We start from the raw sequence: 18450 nt of genomic DNA, 5'->3' as shown, positions 1-18450 counted from the left end.
GGCAGGTTACGCCCCGATCTCTCGCGCCCCCCACTTCCGGTCGACGCCCCCGCACAGCGTCGACGCCCCTCCTGCGAGACGTGATTCAGGAGGGGCGTCGACGGTAGGACGGGGCGTCGACCGGAACAGCGGGGGTCAGGCGCGGGCGGCCTCCGACACGGCGCGTGCCGCGGCGAGAGCCTGATCCAGGTCGGCCTTGAGGTCCTCGATGTTCTCGATGCCGACCGAGAGGCGCACGAGGCCCGGCGTGACACCGGCCGTGAGCTGCTGCTCGGGGGTGAGCTGCGCATGGGTGGTCGACGCCGGGTGGATGACGAGCGAGCGGACGTCGCCGATGTTGGCGAGGTGGCTGAACAGAGACAGGCTGTTCACGAACTCGCGCCCGGCCTCCACGCCGCCCTTCAGCTCGAACGACAGCACGGCACCGACACCCTTGGGAGCGTACTCGTTCGCCTTGGCGTACCAGGGCGAGGAGGGCAGCCCCGAGTAGTTGACCGTCGCGACATCGTCACGGCCGTCGAGCCACTCGGCGATCTCCTGGGCGTTCTGCACGTGACGCTCGATGCGCAGCGACAGCGTCTCGACGCCCTGGATGAGGTTCCACGCACTCTGCGGCGCGATCGCGGAGCCGAGGTCGCGCAGCAGCTGCACACGGGCCTTGATGATGTACGCGAGGGGGTCGCCGACGGCGGCGGTGTAGCTGGCGCCGTGGTACGAGGGGTCCGGGACCGTGAGGCCGGGGAACTTGTCGACGTTCTTCGACCACTCGAACGTGCCGCCGTCGATGATGACTCCGCCGATGGTCGTGCCGTGGCCGCCGAGGAACTTCGTGACCGAGTGCACGACGATGTCGGCACCGAACTCGAACGGACGGATCAGGTACGGGGTGGCGATGGTGTTGTCGACGATCAGCGGCACGCCGTTCTCGTGCGCCACGTCGGCGACGGTACGGATGTCGAGGATGTTGATCTGCGGGTTGCCGATCGTCTCTGCGAAGAACAGCTTCGTGTTCGGACGGACGGCGCGGCGCCATTCCTCGGGGTCGTCCTGGTTCTCGACGAACGTGACCTCGATGCCGAGCTTCGCGAGGGTGTACTTGAAGAGGTTGTAGGTGCCGCCGTAGATCGAGCTCGAGGCGACGAAGTGGTCTCCGGCCTGCGCGATGTTCAGGATGGCGAAGGTCGAGGCCGCCTGTCCGCTGGCGAGCACGAGCGCGCCGGTGCCGCCTTCGAGTGCGGCGAGTCGCTGCTCCAGCACGTCCTGGGTCGGGTTCTGGATGCGGGTGTAGATGTTGCCGAACTCCGCCAGGGCGAAGAGGTTGGCCGCGTGATCCGCGCTGTCGAAGACATACGAGGTGGTCTGATAGATCGGCGTGGCGCGCGCCTTCGTGACCGGGTCGGGGGCGGCGCCGGAGTGGATCTGCTTGGTCTCGAAGCGCCAGGACTCAGGTGCGGACATGTGATTCCCCCAGGAGTGGTCGGAAGGTCGGATGGCGGATGCCGTTGCTGCGAGAGTACGGAATATCGCTCGGTGTCAACAGTGAGGGAGAAATGTGACGTAACAGAGCGGTGCCCGCCGTCGCGCGAGCGAGGGATCCTCGACAGCCCGCGCGGGACTCCGCAATCCGGGGCGAACATCGTACGGTGGAGGCATGGCCAACAGACGTGCAGTGGTGACAGGGGCGAGTTCGGGGATCGGCGCGGCGACGGTGCGCGCACTCCGGTCGCGGGGATGGGATGTGGTCGGGGTCGCCAGGCGCAAGGACCGTCTGTCCGCGCTCGCCGCGGAGACCGGAGCCTCCGTGATCGCCTGCGATCTGACCGACCCGGCTGCCGTCGACGCCCTCGTCTCCACGCTCGCGGAGTCGGGCCCGGTGCACGCGCTCGTGCAGGTGGCCGGCGGTGCGCGCGGGACCGATCGCATCGAAGACGCCTCGGTCGAGGACTGGCAGTGGATGTTCGATGCGAACGTGCTCGCGACGCAGCGGCTCGTGGCGGGACTGCTCCCGCTGCTGCGCCGAGCTGCCGACGCGGACGGGCACGCGGACACGGTCTTCGTCACCTCCACGGCCGCCCAATCGGCGTATGCGGGGGGAGCCGGGTACAACGCGGCGAAGGCCGCCGAGAGCATGCTGGTCAAGGTGCTCCGCCAGGAGTTGAACGGCGAGCCGATCCGGGTGGTCGAGGTCGCGCCCGGCATGGTGCACACCGAGGAGTTCACGCTGAACCGGCTGGGCGGCGACGCCGTGGCCGCAGAGGCCGTGTACGCCGGCGTCGACGCACCGCTCCTCGCGGAGGATGTCGCGGATGTCATCACCTATGCGCTGGAGGCACCGGGGCATGTGAACCTCGACCTCGTCACGATGCGTCCGGTGGCCCAATCCGCACAGCACCTGCTCGCCCGCGGGCCGCTGCGTGTGCGCTCGATCGACTGACGATGGCGCGGACGCTGGCCGAACTCGCTGCGGACGGCCTCATCGACGCGGGCTGGGCGGAAGCACTCGCCCCGGTCCAGGAAACGATAACCGGACTCGGGGAGAGGCTCCGCGCCGAACAAGATGCCGGGCACGGGTACCTGCCTGCCGGGGAGGACGTCCTTCGGGCGTTCCGACGGCCCCTCGCGGACGTGCGCGTGCTGATCACGGGGCAGGACCCGTATCCGACGCCCGGTCACCCCATCGGCCTGTCGTTCGCGGTGGACCGTGAGGTACGGCCGCTGCCGCGCAGCCTCACGAACATCTACAAGGAGCGGGAGAGCGACCTCGGCATACCGCCGGCGCCGCACGGTGATCTCACCGCCTGGAGCGATCAGGGCGTGCTCTTGCTCAACCGCGTCCTGACCGTCCGTCCAGGGGCGGCCGCCTCGCACCGAGGCTGGGGGTGGGAGAAGGTCACCGAACTCGCGATCAGAACCCTCGTCGCCCGGAATCAGCCTCTCGTAGCCGTGCTCTGGGGCAGGGACGCGGCGAATCTGCAGCCGATGCTCGGTGACACGCCGGTGATCGTCTCGGCCCATCCCTCCCCGCTGTCGGCGAGCCGCGGGTTCTTCGGATCCCGGCCGTTCTCGCGTGCGAATGCCCTGCTCGCGGAACAGGGGGCCGAAGCCGTGGACTGGAGGGTGGAAGGCGAAGCCGCTCCGTCTCTAAGCTGAGCGCATGCAGTTCGAACCGGGGGACCGTCGCCGTGTCCTCCCGCGCCACCTTCGCCCGCAGGCCGCGCCCGAGATCTTCTCTTACACGATCCGGCCGGCCCGCCCGGCTGACCTGCCTCACGTGCGAGAGATCTACAACCACTTCGTGAGCAATTCCGCGGTCACACTCGATGAGCGACGCAGCAGCATCCCGTACTGGCGCGAGAAGTACGCGCTGCTCACGCGGTTGGAGCTGCCCTTCCTCGTCGCCGTGTCGCCGGGCGGCGTCGTGATGGGATACGCGCTCGCCCAACCGTGGGCGGGGAAGAACGCCTACAAGTACACCGTCGAGGACTCGATCTACCTGGGCCCGGGGGCCGGCGGGAAGGGGCTCGGAGCCGCACTGCTGCGGGCACTGATCGATGCGTGTGAGCAGATCGGGCTTCGAGAGATGGTGGCCGTCATCAGTGATCGCGGCGCAGAGGCGTCGATACGGCTTCACGAGAAGCTCGGTTTCGTCGAGGCCGGGCGCATGGGGCGCGTCGGGTACAAGTTCGGCCGCGACCTCGGCACCGTGTACATGCGGCGCGTGCTCAAGCCGACGGGACGGCGGCGCGGAAGCCTCTTCGGGGCACGTCGCTGAGCAGGGCGACCGGCGGTGACGATGTGCGCTCAGACGTCCCCGGAGCGCGGGATCACCGGGATCGCCGCCAGCAGGGACTTCGTGTACTCCTGTGCGGGGTGCAGGAGGACCTCCTCCGTCGATCCCCGTTCGACGATGCGGCCGTCCTTCATCACCGCGACGCTGTCGCACAGGTTCTGCACCACACCGATGTCGTGCGACACCAGAAGGAGCGTGAGGTCCGTCGTCCGGCGAAGCTCCATCAGCAGATCCAGGATCTGCGCGCGCACCGTCACGTCGAGGGCGGAGAGGGGCTCATCACCCACGAGGATGCGAGGTCGATGCACGATCGCCCGGGCGAGCGCGATCCGCTGGCGTTGACCACCGGAGAACTCGTGCGGGTAGCGATCGCCCATCTCGGGCTCCAGGCCGACCTGTGCGAGGACCTCGCGGACCCTCGCTCGGTGATCGCCGTCGATGCCGAGCGCCCAGAGGGGTTCGCGGATGATCTGCCCGGCCGTCATGCGCGGATCGAGCGAGGCGAACGGGTCCTGGAACACCATCCCGGTCTCGCGGCGCAGCCAATGCAGAGACTTGGCGGATGCGGTGGCGTCCACGGGGCGTCCGTCGATGGTGACGATGCCAGATGTCGCTCGATCGAGCCCCAGGAGGAGTCGGACCAGGGTCGATTTCCCCGACCCCGATTCGCCGATGATCCCCACGGATGAGCCCTCGGCGACCTCCAGGTCGGTCGGAAACAGCGCGGTCTGCGTTCGGGGACGCTCGAACAGGGAGCGCTTCGGGAGGCGGTGATCCCGTCCGAGTCCCCGCGCTTCGATCAGGGTCACGAGACACCGCCGTCCGGGCGCCACAGGGTCGCTGTCGCGTCCCGCAGCAGCCCCTGTGTGATCGGGGAGGAGGGGGCCGAGAGGAGAGTCGACACCGCCCCCGACTCCGCGACGCGCCCGCGCTCGAGCACGACGCCCGCGGTCGCGACCTGAGCGAGCACGGCGAGATCGTGGGTGATGAAGACGAGGGACATGCCCTCCTCGGCGACGAGGGCGAGCAGCAGCGACAGGATCTCGGCCTGGATCGTGACATCGAGTGCGGTCGTCGGTTCGTCGGCGATGAGCAGGCGCGGACGGCAGGCGAGAGCCATGGCGATCGCGACGCGCTGCCGCTGACCGCCCGAGAGCTGGTGCGGATACCGGTCGACGATCGACTCCGGATCCGGCAGACGCACGCGCGCGGCCTCGGCGATCGCGCGCTCCCGGCCCTCGCGGCGACCGACTCCCTCGTGGATGCGGATCGATTCCGCGATCTGTCGCCCGACGGTGCGGATGGGGTTCAGCGCCGTGCGGGGCTCTTGGAACACGATGCCGATGTCGTCGCCGCGCAACCGGGCCAGCTCGCGATCGGGCATTCCGATCAGTTCCACGCCGTTCCAGCGGATACTGCCGGACGCGCTCGCACCGTCGGGGAGGAGGCCGAGCACGGCGAGAGCGGTGAGCGACTTGCCGGAACCGGACTCGCCGATCAGACCCAGGCGCGCACCGTCCGGAACCTCGAACGAGATGCCATCGACGACGCGGCGCCCGTCGATCTCGATCACGAGGTCTTCCACGGAGAGACTCATGCGACCACCCCCGGGGTATGGACTTCGGCGGAACGGTGCCGCAGGGTCGGGTCGGTCGCCTCGCGCAGGCCGTCACCGAGGAGGTTCAGCGCGAGCACGGTGATCGTGATCGCGAGACCGGGCCAGATCACCGAGAGCGGATGCACCCCGATGTAGCGCTGGAGGTCGGCGAGCAACAGCCCCCAGCTCGGTTCGACCACGGAGGCACCGAAGCCGAGGTACGACAGCCCTGCCTCGGCGAGGACGGCGACGGCCATCGACCACGAGAGCTGCACGATGAAGACCGGTGCGACGTTCGGCAGCAGGTGGCGGACCAGGCTCTGCGACGGAGTCAGCCCCGCGGCTCGACCGGCCAGCACGAAGTCGCTCTGCTGCACGCGGCGCAGTTCCGGTCGCGTCACGCGGGCGATGTTCACGCCGAACCCGATCCCCACGGCCCAGATCACGACCCAGAGCGAGCCGCCCCAGACCGAGGAGATCATCATGGCGATCAGGAGGACGGGGAAGGCGATCAGGATGTCGACGAGCACCGCGACGGTCTCCCGCATCCATCGAGCGGTGAGGGCACCGAGCGCGGCGAGGGAGACTCCCACGACCGTCGCCACGACGCCGGCGCCGACGCTCACGAACACGGTCGTGCGCGCTCCCGCCATCAGCAGGCTCAGGATGTCGCGGCCGGTGTCATCGGTGCCGAGCAAGTGCGGCCATCCCGGGGGGAGCCACCGCTCTCCGATCTCCGACGCCTGAGGGTCGAACGGGGTCCACCACAGGGCGACGAGCGCCGTACCCGCGACCACGGCCACGACGACGAGCCCGAATCGCCCGGTCGGGGTGCTCCAGAGGCGGGCGAGCCATCGGGGAGTCATGCGGCCTCCCGTTGGCGGGGGTCGATCGCGCGGTGCACGAGGTCGACGAGGAAGCCCACGACCAGCACGAAGCCGGTGAGGACGAGGAGTTCACTCTGCACCTTGATGAGGTCGCGCGTTCCGACATCGGCGACCAGCATCCGTCCGATGCCGGGGAGGGTGAAGAGCTGCTCGATCACGACCGATCCGACGATGATCCCGGCGACCTGGAGCCCGAGGACGGTGACGATCGAGAGCCCGACGGCAGGGATACCGTGTTGGATGAGTGCTCGCGTGCGAGTGAGGCCTTTCGCGGCGGCCGTGCGTACGAAGTCCTGTCCGGCCGCTTGGAGCGTGGCGCTGCGCACGAACCGCATCAGCATCGCGCCCTCCACGATGCCGATCGTCAAGGCGGGGAGCAGCAGCGACTCGATCGCCCGCCACGGTGTCGACCATCCGGTGCGTGGGAAGCCCTGTGGAGGCAGCCAGCCCAGCCAGACCGAGAACACGACGATGAGCATCATGCCGGCCCAGACGACGGGGACGGCGGCCAGCGCCTGGGCGCCGACGCTGAGAGCCGTGCCTCCGCGGCGACCGCGCAGGAGTGCGGCGAGGATGCCGAACGGCACGGCGATCAGCACGGCGATCAGGAGCGACATGATGCCGAGGGGCACGGTGACCTGCGCCTTGAGCAGAAGCTCCTCACCGACAGAGGCCCCGGAGAGCAGGGAGGTCCCCAGGTCGCCGCGGAAGATGCCGCCGATCCACTCGGTGTACTGGGCGACCAACGGGCGGTTCAGGCCGAGGGATTCACGCAACGCGTCGACTTCGGTGGGTGAGGCCTGGGTGCCGGCGATGAGTTGCGCGACGTCTCCAGGGAACACGCGCAGAGTCAGGAAGATGAGCACGCTCGACACGAGGAGCCCTGCGATGAGCAGGGCTCCTCGTGTGAGTGCGTATCGGATCACGGAGGGGTGGCCGCCCGTTACCCGTCGGTGGAGACGGTGACGCCGGCGAGGTCGATGCGCGAGTTGATCGAGTCCTCCGGGAAGCCTGCGACGATCGGACTCACTGCCGTGATGGTCTCGCCGTTGTACAGCCAGTCTGCGGCGTGGTCCTCCGACACGATGCGCGCGGCCTGCGCGAGCAGCTCGGCGGACTTGTCGGGATCGACCTCGGCGAGGGCTTCGGCGTACAGACGCTGCACCTCGGTGTTGTCGTAGCCGAAGTAGTAGTCCGGGTCGGCGAAGTTGCCGAAGTCGCGCGGCTCGACGTGCAGCACGAAGCTGAGGTCGTAGTCGTGGTTGGTGTACACGTCTTCCAGCCAGGTCGGGAACTCCACCGAGTTCACCTCAAGGGAGACGCCAACCTTCTTGAAGTCGGAGATCAGCACCTTCGGCACCGTGGTCCCGTAGAAGGCGGGGATGGTGAGGGTGAGCTCCAGGTCCTCCTGGCCGGCTTCGGCGAGCAGCGACTTCGCTTTCTCCGGGTCGTAGGAGATCACATCGGACAGATCCTCATAGCCCGGGTCGAGTTCGGGGATGGGACCGTACAGGGTCGTTCCCGCGCCGACGGCTTCGACGAGCGCGTCGTGGTCGATCGCGAGTCGCAGCGCCTCGCGCACCCGGACATCGTCCAGAGGGGCCTTCTGGTTGTTGAACGCCAGCGTCGCCTTGTCGGTCGTCCGGCCCTTCGTGAGAGCGAACTCTCCGGAGTCCTCAAGCTGCGGGGCGAGGTTCGGGTCCACGGCGGTGAGCACGTCGACGTCGCCGGCGAGCGCGGCGTTCACACCGGCGGTGAAGTCGGGGATGTACTGGAACTCGACCTGAGCGACGCCTGCCTTCTCGCCCCAATAGTCGTCATTGCGCGCGAAGGTGATGGTGCTGCCCTTGTTCCACCGGGTCAGGGTGAAGGGACCGGTGCCGTTCTCCGCCGACTTCAGGTCGGTCGTGTCCCCGGTCTTGAAGACCAGCCCGGCGGGGCCCGTCAGGGTGAACAGGAAGTTCTGGTCCGGCTCGGTGAGCACGATCTCCACCGTGGTCGCGTCGGGTGCGGTGATCGAGGAGACCTTCGCGAACTCGGCGTTGCCCTGCACGGTGGCATCGGTGCGCACGGTCTCGTAGGAGGAGACGACGTCCGCAGAGGTGAGCGCCGTGCCGTCGTGGAACTGGATGCCCTCGTTGAGGGTGAAAGTGTACGTGAGGCCGTCGTCGGACACGGTGTAGTCCGAGGCGAGACGCCCCTCGATCTCGTTCTCCTGCGTCCGGCTGACCAGTCCCTCGTAGATGTTGTCGATGAGGATCTGCTCGAGCGCGGCGCCACTGGTGTGGCGGATGTCCAGGTTGGTCGGCTCGAGGACCAGGCCGACGTGCAGGGTCGCGTCGGGGTCGGGCGTGCCGGTGCCCGTGGTGACGGTCGGCTCGGGGGAGCCTGCGCAGGCGCTGAGTATGACGGCGGTCGCCGCGAGCGCGGCGATCAGCGAGAGACGTCGGGTACGTCGGAACATGGGCGTTTCCTCTCGGTGCGGCAATTGCTGTGTGCCGTTTGATCGAGCCTAGAGATGCGTGGGATGGTGCGGGTCGGGTATGGAACGAAGCGTCATATTCCGTGGGAGACGGCGGGGGACGCGATGAGGGCGGCGAGGGCAGTGGGGGCGGTCTCCTGGACGTTGTGTGTCGCGTCCAGCGTGACCAGGCGGGCGGTGGGCGCGCGACGGTGCAGCTCGGCGGCGTCCGCTTCGCTGACGAAGCCGCGCTGTGCGCGGACCAGGGTGATCGGCGCGCGGACGGCGGAGAGATCCTCCCACCCGGTCTCGTGCAGCACGGACGGCGCGGCCACCGAGCCCGGATCGTGGGCCGCGAGCGCCTGGGCGGCGAGGTGCGCGAAGTGGTGCTTCCACTCGACGCGGCCGTCCTCGCGTACGCGGGTGTTGAGGAAGACGCCGCGCTCGGTCTCGGCGCGACTGCCCCCGAAACCGAGCGACATCGCCTTGTCGACCAGCTCGTCTCGGGAGGCGAAATCGGTCGGACCGGCATAGAACTCGCGCAGTGCGGCCGGACCGGCGGTGACGTCGATGCCCGGGGTGATGTCGACGACGACGAGCTCGGACACGAGATCCGGGCGCGCGGCGGCGAGTGCAGCTCCGGTGAGTCCGCCGAGGGACTGGCCGACGACGATCTGAGGCGGGACCGCCCACGCGTCGAAGGCCGCCGCGATGTCTCGGGCGAGCGTGCGCGGGGTGTAGTCGGCATCGTCACGCCAGGAGGAGTCGCCGTGTCCGGCGAGGTCGATCGCGAGCACGGGCTCCTGAAGCGCCAGAACCGTCGTGTCCCACGTGTGCGCGTTCAGACCGGCACCGTGCAGCAGGGTGACCCGAGGCGCGCCGGTCCCGAACCGCAGCGCGCTGAGCGCGCGCCCATCGTCGAGGGGGAGGGCGACACGCTCCACCGGAGGGAGCGGAACGCCGAGCGCATCGGCCTGTGCGGGAAGATAGCTGAACTCGCTGATGTCGATCGCCACCTCCACATTCTGCTCCCTGCGCCCGGAGACGGAGAAATGCGAGAGCAAAAAGCTAAATCTAACCCAGAGTTCACTTGTAGTTATGGCGCCTCTAGTGCAGACAGGATTAGCAGTCTGCATTTCGACCTCTTGGGGCGAGCGGGGGGCCAGCGGACGCGCGACGAATATCATGGAGTTATGAGTGAGACGCGTGTGCACCTGTCCAAGACCGAGCCTGCCGCGTACCAGGCGCTCGATGCGTTCTCGAAGACGGTGGGCCAGATCTGCGCGGCGAACGGCATCGACGATCGTCTCAAGGAGATCGTGATGATCCATTGCTCCCAGCTCAACGGCTGCGCGTACTGCGTACGGATCCATGTCGACCGTGCGGTCGCGGCCGGCGTCGACACCGATGTGCTCACCCAGATCTCCACGTGGCGCGAGAGCGGTGTTTTCAGCGACCGGGAGCGGGCGGCACTCGAACTCGCCGAGGCCTTCACCTTCATCTCCGAGGACGGCGTCTCGGATGACGTGTACGACCGCGTCGGCAGCGTGTTCACCGAGAAGGAATACGCCGCTCTGAGCTGGGCGTGCGTTTCCATCAACGCGTTCAACCGCATCGTGATCGCCGGCCGCTACCCGGTGCCCCCGCGTGCGTCGCAGGCGCAGGCATGACCGTTCTCCGCGTCGATGGGGTGGCGAACATTCGCGACGTCGGCGGCATCCCGGCAGCAGGTGGTCGCATCCGCGCCGGTGTCCTCCTGCGGGCGGGGCAGCTGTCCGGTGCGACCCCCGCCGGGGCGGCCCTCCTCCGTGAGCACGTGCAGCGCATCGTCGACCTTCGAGACGGCGAGGAGGTCGCGGCGGAGCCGACGGAGATCGACGGGCCGGAGACCACGCACCTTCCCCTGTTCCTGGGGTCGGTGCGGTCGTTCTTCGAAACCGACATCAGCCTCGAGGGGCTGTACCTGCACCTCCTCGAGGAGAGCGGCGATCGACTGGTGGAGGCCCTCCGCATCATCGCCGCGGGCGAGCGCACCCTCGTGCACTGCACCGTCGGCAAGGATCGCACCGGGGTGACCGTGGCTCTGGCGCTCTCCGCCGTCGGTGCCGAGAGGGAGGCCGTGATCGCCGACTACGCGCTCACCGAATCGCAGCTTCCCGCCCAGCGCACGCGGCGCATCGCCGAGTACCTGCGGTCTCAGCACCCGGACGCCGTGCATGCCGTCGCGCTCGCGACGCAGTCGCCTGCGCCGGTGATGCGACGTCTTCTCGAGCAGGTGGATGAGCGCTGGGGTTCCGTCTCCGGGTACCTGCGCGCCAACGGGATGACCGAGGGGGAGCTCGCGGCGCTGACGCAGGCGCTCGTCGAGCCGGGCGAGTAGTGCGTGCGCACGCTTTCTCACAGCAGGAGCAAGGTTAGGCAAGCCTTCACTTGGTGTACGATGAAGTCATCATGAACACCTCGCTCGAGACTCGCAGCACGCGCGCGGAACGTCGCGCCGCACGTCAGCGCGCGCACCACCTGGTCACGGCCGACGAGCAGTCGCTCGCCGAGCTCGAGGTGTTCCTGACCACGCTGCCGCTGTGTGCTTCCGGGCGGATCTTCATCGAGGTGCCCGAGGCCGCGGACATCGGCGTGATCGACGCCCCGGGCCGTATGACGGTGACCTGGCTCGCGCGCGAGCAGCGCACCGGTGCGCCCGGCAGCGGTCGCTCCTGCGCGCCGGGACAGGCTCTGGCGCGGGCGACCTGCGCGTGGGCCGATGAGATGATGTGCGACGACGAGATCGAGACGCACGTCACGCTTCTGGGTGGCTACCTGGGGACGGCCGACATCGTCGAGCACCTCACCGGCTCCCTGGCGATCTCCCCGGCACAGATCCGCACGCCCGAGCGTTTCGGCCTGCTGCCCGCGCAGCGCTGAGGCGTAGCTCTCAGCGGGTGCGCCGCACGTAGTTCCCGTCTTCGAGCCCCGCTTCGATCTCGAAGCGGTTGCGCAACGGGTCGCGCCCGGCGAACAGGTAGAGCACGGGCATCAGGAAGCCGTAGCGGAGCCACTGGGCCTTGTGCACGGCCTCGTGGCGCAGCACGGCTTCGGTCGGACGCGCGTCACCGGTCAGGAAGCAGCCTCCGACGCAGACCCCGCCGCGGCGAAAGGTCCATTTCGGCATGCCCCGGAAGACCCAGAGCCCGGAGCGTCTCTCCACCGGGCCGGTGCTCCACAGCGCGCCCCACATCCAGCCCACGGAGGTGCCCCACGCGTAGCCGAGTCGGCTGATCGGGGAGCGCAGCAGGAAGGAGGGGATCCGTCTGTCGAAGCGGCGCCCGCGCGCGAGCACCTCGTCGGCCGTTGCGCGCCACTCCGAGTCCGGCGTCATGCCACCGCTCCGATCAGTCGCAGCAGCGCGCCGAGATCATCGACGGCGTCGGCCGGGGACCGCGGAGCGAATCCGGCGATGGTGGCTCCGGCGAGCGGGATCTCTCCGCGCAGGGTTCGGACGGCGGTGCTGAGTGCGGCGGGGGAGAGGCCGAACGGCACGGACGACGACACACCCGCGAAGTCCGAGGGATCGAGCACATCGACGTCGATGTGAACCCACACGCGTGAGGCGCCCGTCGAACGCACCGCATCGAGCAGAGCCTCCGGGCGCTCGAGATCGGCGACCGAGAGATTCGTCAGCGGCGCGAGCGGTGCGATCTCCGCGTCATCGAGGGTACGCATGCCGACGGTCACGACGCGGTCGGCAGGGATTGCGGGGGAGAGCGCCAGTTGCTCCTCGCCCTCGCCGAGCAACGCGCGCAGTGCCATGCCGGAGAAGGCGCCCGAAGGCGACGTCTCGGGGGTGTGCAGATCTGCGTGTGCGTCGCACCACACGACGGCGAGATCCTCGGTGCCGCCCGGGAGTGCATCGAGGGCGGCGACGGTGACGCTGCAGTCGCCGCCGATCACCACGGTGTCGGCGTCGATATGACCGTGCACGAGCTCTCGGGTCCGGAGCAGCGCACTCAGACGGCGGACGCCCGTGCCGAGCGCTTCACCGGCCTCGACCGGCACGTCCAACACCGTTGTGGCCGCGCGGGGCAGATCGCCGGCGATCGCGGACGCGCCGTCGACGAGGAGCATCGCCCGTGGCGCGGGTGAGCCCTGCCACTGCGGGATGACCAGGAATCGCACCATGGGTGCCTCCGAGGGAGAACGCGGATGCCCCGAACACGAGGTCCGGGGCATCCGCTGGTCGTGTCAGGAGCCTTCGAGGGCCTGACGGGGGGCGCTGCCACCGGCCTTGAGCTCGGCGAGACGAGCCTCGACCTCGGTGAGCTCGCCGAGGTCTTCCAGGCTCTCGAACTGCGCGTCGAGGCTGGACGCAGCAAGTTCGATCTTGCCCTGCGCGAGAGCCTCCTGACGGCGGACCTTGTCCTCGAACCGGCCCAGCTCGCTGGTGGGGTCGAGCACGTTGATCGAGCCGACCGCGTCCTGCACCTTGGTCTGCGCCTCGGCGACCTTGGCGCGGGCGAGCAGTTCGCTGCGCTTGTTCTTGAGCTCGACGAGCTTGTCCTTCATGCCGTTCAGGCCGCTCTTGAGCTTGTCGACGATCTCGGTCTGCGCGGCGATCTGCGGCTCGGCGCCGGTGGCCTCGCGCTCCGCGCTGATCTGACGCTGGAGCGCGATCTTGGCGAGGTTGTCGAACTTGTCGGCGTCGGCGGCATCACCGCTGGCGCGCATCTCGTCGGCCTTGCGGCTGGCGGCCAGAGCCTTGTTGCCCCATTCGGTGGCCGCCTGGACGTCCTCTTCGTGGTCGCGTTCCAGCAGGCGCAGGTTGCCGATGGTCTCCGCGATCGCGGACTCGGCGTCGGCGATGCTGTTCGTGTAGTCGCGGACGAGCTGATCGATCATCTTCTGCGGGTCTTCCGCAGAGTCCAGCAGAGAGTTGATGTTCGCGCGGACGAGGGTCGAGATACGTCCGAAGATGGACTGCTTGGTCATGCGTGGTTCCTTTCAGAGGGCGTCTTCGAGAGCTTGGCGTAAGAATCTGTGTGGCGGATCAGAAGCGTCTACCTCCGGATCGGCCGCTACGGCCGCCGCCGCGGGAACCCCCGCCGCCGCCGAAGCCGGAGCTGCGGAAACCGCCGCCCCCGGAGGAGCGCCAACCACTGCGGCTGCCGCGGCTCGTGGATCGGCCGCCCCCGCCGGCGATCAGGCCGCCGATGATGCCGCCGAGGATGTCGCCGCCGATGCCCGAGCCGCCGCCCGCCGATCCGGAGCCTCCGAAGAGGCCACCGAAGCCGCCCTGGTCGGAGGAAGGGGCGTATGCCTGGACGTCCGACTGTGCGGCCGCCGTCGCCTCTCGGGCGAGGGAGAGGGCACGATTGGCCTCGGCCAGTGCGGCATCCGGCTCGGTGGCCCGCAGACTCAGAGCGTGCGTCAGGCTCGCCTCCGCGTTCGCGAGCCGTGTGCGGGCGGTGGAGCCCACGGTGCCGCGACGGGTCTCGATGAAATCCCGAGTCGCGCGGATCTCGGAGGTCGCCTGTGCGAGGGTCTGCTCGAGCATCTGCTGCACGCGGCGCGCGCGTTCGACGCTTTCCCGCCCTTGAGCGATGGCGCCGTCGATCTGGGCGTTCGCGGCGGTGAGCGCCTCCAGCACTCGCTGCGGGTTGCGGGCGGACCCGGCGAGGTCGACCTGTGCGCGCTGCAACTGCTCTGCGGTCGCCGAGGTCGCGGCGGCGATCGCTCCGTCCGCGTCGGGCAGCTGCCGGGCGGCGACGAGGTCCCCCTGCAGCTCGGCCACCAGAGCACGCGACTTCGTCTCGAGTGCGGACAGTTCGGATCCGAGGGCCGTCACCGCCTGGGTGAGCTGCGCCGCCTGCGCCACGGATTGCTCGGCCGTGCGGATCGCGAAGGCTGCTTCACCGGATCTGCCCGCCGCGATCGCCTGTGCGGCGGCGTCGATCGATCGATCCGCCAGCTCGGCGCGCTCCTGCGCCTGGGCCGGGTTGTCGGCGATCGTGCGGAGCACATCCGCGTCGTAGGTCTCTGCCAGCGCCGCGAGCGCGGGTGCGGCGGCAGCGAGTGCGGGGGTCAGAGCCGCGCGTTCGCCGCGGACCCTCTCGAGTTCCTGCGGGGCGTTCTGCTCGAGCTTGCGGAGCGCGTCGAACGCTTCGGTGTTGTCATCGAGCACATCGTCGATCTCCTCGGCGATCCGGATGATGCGGATGTGCCAGGCGCGGCGATCGTGGATCGTGTCCTCGATCTCGTCGTCGAGCTTCTGCTTCAGGTCGAATGCCTCGGCGATCTTGGCCTTGGCGGCGTCGACCACCCGGGTGAACTCCTCCGTGGCGCCCTCCCCGAACTGCGCGACCGCGAAGCCGAGCTCTTCTCTGCTCGAGGTGATGGCGTCGTCGGCCTGAACGAGGGCGAGCGCGGCCTGCGTCTCGACCTGCTGATCGGTGAGCGTGGAGAACGGGTCGGCAGGATCGGGAGTCTCCGGCATCGCGCCGCGTTCGCGGATCTCGGCCCTTCGGCGCGCACGGCGCACCAGCGCGACGACGAGCCAGACGAGCAGGGCAAGCACGACGACGGCGACGACGATCACGCCGATGCGGAGCGCTCCGGCACCTCCGTCTCCCTGTATCTCATCGGCGGCGAGGGTGATCGCCCCCATCCAGTCGCCGTCGGCGGCGAACGGGACCATCTTGTCTTCGATGCTGTCGAGCTGGCCGAAGCTCAGCGGTCCGTCGGCTGCCGCGGAGATGTAGAGGCTGCGGCCGTCGACGGCGATGGCGAGGAGATACTGCTCGGTGCCGAGGTTGTTGGCCTCGGCGACGGTGTCTGCCCACTGCGCATCGTCTGTGGGGTTGGTGAACTCGTCGACGAGCACGACGAACAGGTCGGAGTTCGAGTTCTCGCTCAGTTCCTGGAGCCGGGCCTCGACCGTCGCCTCTTCGTCGGCGCTGAGCACGCCGGCCTGGTCCGTGACGAACCCGGCGTCGAGCGTGATCGGATCGGTGGCGGACGCAGCCGACGGGGCGAGTGCCCCTGTGACGATCGCCAGCACGAGTCCGGTCAGCATGAGCCACCGTTTCGTCATCGTGTTCCCTCCGACCGGCAGCCGAGCCCCATGCGTCGAGTCTATGCACTGACTACGACACGCGACAGCACTGGAGAGCGGTTCGCCGTTCGCCGTCAGCGGAGGCACATACGCTGGAAGGCATGGACGACATGTACGGTTCGGATGTGCTGGCGACCGGCTGGCGCGACCGCGGCGCGAAGCAGGTGCCACAGGTCGCGGCGGAGGCCGATCTGGTCGTCGAGGTCGCCGATGACGGGTTCTGTGGCGCCGTGACACGCGTGCAGGCGGGAAACGTCGAATTGGAGGACCGACGCGGACGCCGGAGGCTCTTCCCGCTCGGCGGAGGTTTCCTGATCGACGGTGCCCCCGTGCGGCTCATCAGTCCGTCCACCCCCGCACAGGGCCGCCGCCGGACCGCGTCCGGCTCCTTCGCGGTCGCCGATCAGCGGGCGCGTGTCGCCTTGCCCAGTCGCATCCTCGTCGAAGGCAAGCATGACGCTGAACTGGTCGAGAAGGTCTGGGGCGCAGACCTGCGCGTCGAGGGCGTCGCCGTCGAGTTCCTCCAGGGAATCGACCTCCTCGACGATCTGCTCGCCGCCGAGCCGCCGACGGCGACGCGACGCTATGGCGTGCTGGTCGACCACCTCGTGCCGGGATCGAAGGAGACCAGGGTCGCCGAGGCGATCGCGCGCGGCCCGCACGGGCGGCACCTCCGGATCGTCGGGCATCCCTTCGTCGATGTCTGGCAGTGCGTGACACCGCGTGCCCTCGGTATCGCGAAGTGGCCGGAGATCCCGCGCGGCACCGATTGGAAGACGGGGATCTGCCGCGCTCTCGGCTGGCCGTACGAGGCGCCAGGCGACACCGGACGCGCGTGGCAGTACATCCTCTCCAAGGTCACCACGTATCGGGATCTGGAGCCCGCGCTGCTCGGTCGTGTGGAGGAACTCATCGACTTCGTCACCGCTCCCGCAGAGTGACAGAGGTGCGGTCCGCGTGCGCCGGCGGACCCGGGCACGGCGACTACCCTGGAATCATGCCCGAACCCCGTACCTTCCGAGACGAACCGGTGTCGTTCGTACGCCGCAGCGGTCGGATGTCCGAGGCGCAGGAGCGCGCCTTCACCGAGCTCGGCCCGCACTACCTGCTCGACGTCCCGCGCGACGTCGCCTGGACCTCGGTGCACCCGGAGGCGCGTCTCGATCCTGCGGTGGAGTACGGTCGCGACTCCGACCTCTACGTCGAGATCGGCTCAGGGCAAGGGCACGCGATCGTCGCGGCGGCGTCGTCGCGCCCGCAGGATGACTTCCTCGCCGTCGAGGTGTTCCGCGCGGGGCTCGCCCGGACCATGCTCGATGCCGACCGTGAGGGCGCACGCAATCTCCGTGTCGTCGAGGCGAACGCGCCCGAGGTGCTGTCGTCGTACCTGCCCGAGGGGGCGGCACGAGAGGTGTGGATCTTCTTCCCTGACCCCTGGCACAAGAAGCGGCACACCAAGCGTCGGCTCGTGCGGCCGGGCTTCGGTGACACCGCGGCGAGAGCGCTGCGTGATGGCGGCCTGCTGCGGCTTGCGACCGACTGGGAGGACTACGCGCTGCAGATGCGCGAGGTGCTCGATGCCGAACCCCTGTTCGAGCGCGCGTTCGACGGCGAGTGGGCCGAGCGTTTCGACGGTCGCGTCATGACCGCCTTCGAGCGCAAAGGCATCGCCAAAGGGCGCGATATCCGCGATCTCGTCTACCGGCGCCGGACCCGCCCATGACCGAGGCGCGGACCGCGGCGGCGACGTGGCCCGGTATCGTCCCCGCGGGGCTCGTCTGCGCCGCAGCTCCTGCCTTCTTCGTGGCGGAGATCCCGTGGCTCGGCTGGGTGCTGCTCGCTCTGGGCCTCGGTGCCGCCTGGGTGATCGAACGCCGTCGGCCGTCCGAGAGCCGGATCGTGAGCGGGGGAGAGCAACGCCCCCCGTCGCTCGTCCGCGACCTCTCCCTGATCGCGGTCGGTCTGCTGATCGTCAGCATCATCCCGTTGGCCGCCGAGTTGGACAACCTCGCGATGCTGCGGTTCACGCTGGCTCTCGGCGGCGCGGTGGCCGTGCCCTACGTCATCTCGCGTTTCGTGTACCGCGACCGTGCGATCAGTTTCCCGTGGCGGACCCATCGTCGATGGGGGAGGCTCCAATGGGGATGGCTGGTGGCGGTGCTCGTCCTCGGCTGGCTGATCCTCCCCTTCTACTTCATCACGAGCGGCGTCTACCAGAACTGGCCCGTGGTCGACACTCCCGACCTCATCGCGCGGCTCTTCGTCGGAGTGGGCGCCGTCGGCATCTGGGACGAACTGTTCTTCATCTGCACGGTGTTCGCCCTGCTCCGTCGCCATTTCCCGAACGCGATCGCGAACCTGCTCCAGGCCGTCGTGTTCGTCTCGTTCCTGTGGGAGCTGGGGTACCGGGGGTGGGGTCCGCTGCTCACGATCCCGTTCGCGCTCCTGCAGGGATACATCTTCCTGCGCACCCATTCGCTCGCGTACGTGGTCACCGTGCATCTGCTGTTCGACGCCGTGGTGTTCGCAGTGCTCGTCCACGCGCACAACCCGGGGCTGCTTCCGATCTTCCTGGTCTGAGCACGCGCGGAGACCTCGCGGGCTTGCTGG

General features: G+C 69.0%; 20 protein-coding genes. 9 read left to right on the top strand and 11 right to left on the bottom strand.

Annotation, left to right across the window (positions count from 1 at the left end; all coding sequences use genetic code 11):
- Window positions 1–135: 135 nt before the first annotated feature.
- Window positions 136–1458, bottom strand: a complete 1323-nt coding sequence (locus tag KV397_RS10150; protein ID WP_131492192.1) for a bifunctional o-acetylhomoserine/o-acetylserine sulfhydrylase — start codon at window positions 1456–1458, stop codon at window positions 136–138.
- A gap of 193 nt (window positions 1459–1651) precedes the next feature.
- Between KV397_RS10150 and KV397_RS10145 the strand changes: the two genes are divergently transcribed.
- Genes KV397_RS10145 through KV397_RS10135 form a run of 3 tightly spaced genes read left to right on the top strand, consistent with a single transcriptional unit; the run spans window position 1652 to window position 3772 of the window.
- Window positions 1652–2434: an SDR family oxidoreductase gene (locus KV397_RS10145; protein WP_248540145.1), complete on the top strand. Its 783-nt coding sequence runs from the start codon at window positions 1652–1654 to the stop codon at window positions 2432–2434.
- 2 nt (window positions 2435–2436) lie between these two features.
- The gene (locus KV397_RS10140; protein WP_261811206.1) at window positions 2437–3150 is read left to right on the top strand and encodes a uracil-DNA glycosylase; all 714 of its coding nucleotides are present in this window, start codon (window positions 2437–2439) and stop codon (window positions 3148–3150) included.
- Between the two features lie 4 nt (window positions 3151–3154).
- Entirely contained in the window at window positions 3155–3772 is a 618-nt protein-coding gene (locus KV397_RS10135) for a GNAT family N-acetyltransferase (RefSeq protein ID WP_256536220.1), read from the top strand.
- Between the two features lie 29 nt (window positions 3773–3801).
- On the opposite strand, the gene KV397_RS10130 is transcribed toward KV397_RS10135, so the two are convergent.
- The 6 genes from KV397_RS10130 to KV397_RS10105 form a co-directional block, all read right to left on the bottom strand.
- Window positions 3802–4599: an ABC transporter ATP-binding protein gene (locus KV397_RS10130; protein WP_134353492.1), complete on the bottom strand. Its 798-nt coding sequence runs from the start codon at window positions 4597–4599 to the stop codon at window positions 3802–3804.
- Complete coding sequence (locus KV397_RS10125) at window positions 4596–5387, bottom strand: ATP-binding cassette domain-containing protein (RefSeq protein ID WP_256536221.1); 792 nt, start codon at window positions 5385–5387, stop codon at window positions 4596–4598. The genes KV397_RS10130 and KV397_RS10125 overlap by 4 nt, the downstream gene beginning before the upstream one ends.
- Window positions 5384–6253 (bottom strand): ABC transporter permease, encoded by an 870-nt coding sequence (locus tag KV397_RS10120; protein WP_131492187.1) that lies wholly within the window; start codon window positions 6251–6253, stop codon window positions 5384–5386. Before KV397_RS10120 ends, KV397_RS10125 begins: the two co-directional genes overlap by 4 nt.
- Window positions 6250–7200 carry an ABC transporter permease gene (locus KV397_RS10115; RefSeq protein WP_131492186.1) on the bottom strand — a complete coding sequence of 317 codons (951 nt, stop codon included), beginning with the start codon at window positions 7198–7200 and terminating at the stop codon, window positions 6250–6252. The genes KV397_RS10120 and KV397_RS10115 overlap by 4 nt, the downstream gene beginning before the upstream one ends.
- 17 nt (window positions 7201–7217) lie before the next feature.
- The gene (locus KV397_RS10110; RefSeq protein WP_047524083.1) at window positions 7218–8738 is read right to left on the bottom strand and encodes an ABC transporter substrate-binding protein; all 1521 of its coding nucleotides are present in this window, start codon (window positions 8736–8738) and stop codon (window positions 7218–7220) included.
- A gap of 92 nt (window positions 8739–8830) precedes the next feature.
- Window positions 8831–9757 carry an alpha/beta fold hydrolase gene (locus KV397_RS10105; protein ID WP_261811205.1) on the bottom strand — a complete coding sequence of 309 codons (927 nt, stop codon included), beginning with the start codon at window positions 9755–9757 and terminating at the stop codon, window positions 8831–8833.
- A gap of 171 nt (window positions 9758–9928) precedes the next feature.
- Here KV397_RS10105 and KV397_RS10100 point away from each other — a divergent pair, with 171 nt between their 5' ends.
- From KV397_RS10100 to KV397_RS10090, 3 genes are all read left to right on the top strand, one after another.
- Window positions 9929–10405 carry a carboxymuconolactone decarboxylase family protein gene (locus tag KV397_RS10100; protein WP_047524084.1) on the top strand — a complete coding sequence of 159 codons (477 nt, stop codon included), beginning with the start codon at window positions 9929–9931 and terminating at the stop codon, window positions 10403–10405.
- A complete protein-coding gene (locus tag KV397_RS10095) occupies window positions 10402–11115 on the top strand; it encodes a tyrosine-protein phosphatase (RefSeq protein ID WP_261811204.1) in 714 nt (237 codons plus the stop codon). Before KV397_RS10100 ends, KV397_RS10095 begins: the two co-directional genes overlap by 4 nt.
- Window positions 11116–11186: 71 nt before the next feature.
- Window positions 11187–11657, top strand: coding sequence for an SIP domain-containing protein (locus KV397_RS10090; RefSeq protein ID WP_081997082.1), 471 nt, complete (start codon window positions 11187–11189; stop codon window positions 11655–11657).
- 10 nt (window positions 11658–11667) lie between these two features.
- Here KV397_RS10090 and KV397_RS10085 read toward each other — a convergent pair whose 3' ends face one another.
- The 4 genes from KV397_RS10085 to KV397_RS10070 form a co-directional block, all read right to left on the bottom strand.
- A complete protein-coding gene (locus KV397_RS10085) occupies window positions 11668–12111 on the bottom strand; it encodes a hypothetical protein (protein ID WP_047524086.1) in 444 nt (147 codons plus the stop codon).
- On the bottom strand, window positions 12108–12911 hold the full coding sequence (locus KV397_RS10080; RefSeq protein ID WP_131492183.1) for an arginase family protein: 804 nt from the start codon (window positions 12909–12911) through the stop codon (window positions 12108–12110). Before KV397_RS10080 ends, KV397_RS10085 begins: the two co-directional genes overlap by 4 nt.
- A 63-nt stretch (window positions 12912–12974) precedes the next feature.
- Window positions 12975–13718 (bottom strand): PspA/IM30 family protein, encoded by a 744-nt coding sequence (locus KV397_RS10075; RefSeq protein WP_047524088.1) that lies wholly within the window; start codon window positions 13716–13718, stop codon window positions 12975–12977.
- 58 nt (window positions 13719–13776) lie between these two features.
- A complete protein-coding gene (locus tag KV397_RS10070; protein ID WP_261811203.1) occupies window positions 13777–15819 on the bottom strand; it encodes a TPM domain-containing protein in 2043 nt (680 codons plus the stop codon).
- A gap of 122 nt (window positions 15820–15941) precedes the next feature.
- On the opposite strand from KV397_RS10070, the gene KV397_RS10065 reads away from it, so the two are divergent.
- From KV397_RS10065 to KV397_RS10055, 3 genes are read left to right on the top strand one after another with little or no spacing between them, the layout of a single operon-like run.
- On the top strand, window positions 15942–16781 hold the full coding sequence (locus KV397_RS10065) for a DUF3097 domain-containing protein (protein WP_134353501.1): 840 nt from the start codon (window positions 15942–15944) through the stop codon (window positions 16779–16781).
- A 56-nt stretch (window positions 16782–16837) separates the two neighbouring features.
- Window positions 16838–17563, top strand: coding sequence for a tRNA (guanosine(46)-N7)-methyltransferase TrmB (trmB, locus tag KV397_RS10060; RefSeq protein ID WP_261811202.1), 726 nt, complete (start codon window positions 16838–16840; stop codon window positions 17561–17563).
- Window positions 17560–18420 carry a CPBP family intramembrane glutamic endopeptidase gene (locus KV397_RS10055; protein ID WP_261811201.1) on the top strand — a complete coding sequence of 287 codons (861 nt, stop codon included), beginning with the start codon at window positions 17560–17562 and terminating at the stop codon, window positions 18418–18420. The genes trmB and KV397_RS10055 overlap by 4 nt, the downstream gene beginning before the upstream one ends.
- The last annotated feature ends 30 nt before the right edge of the window (window positions 18421–18450 follow it).

Source organism: Microbacterium aurugineum (assembly GCF_023101205.1).
Taxonomy (GTDB): domain Bacteria; phylum Actinomycetota; class Actinomycetes; order Actinomycetales; family Microbacteriaceae; genus Microbacterium; species Microbacterium aurugineum.
The sequence above is the reverse complement of the archived record's forward strand: the minus strand, read 5'-3'. Positions and strand labels throughout refer to the sequence as shown.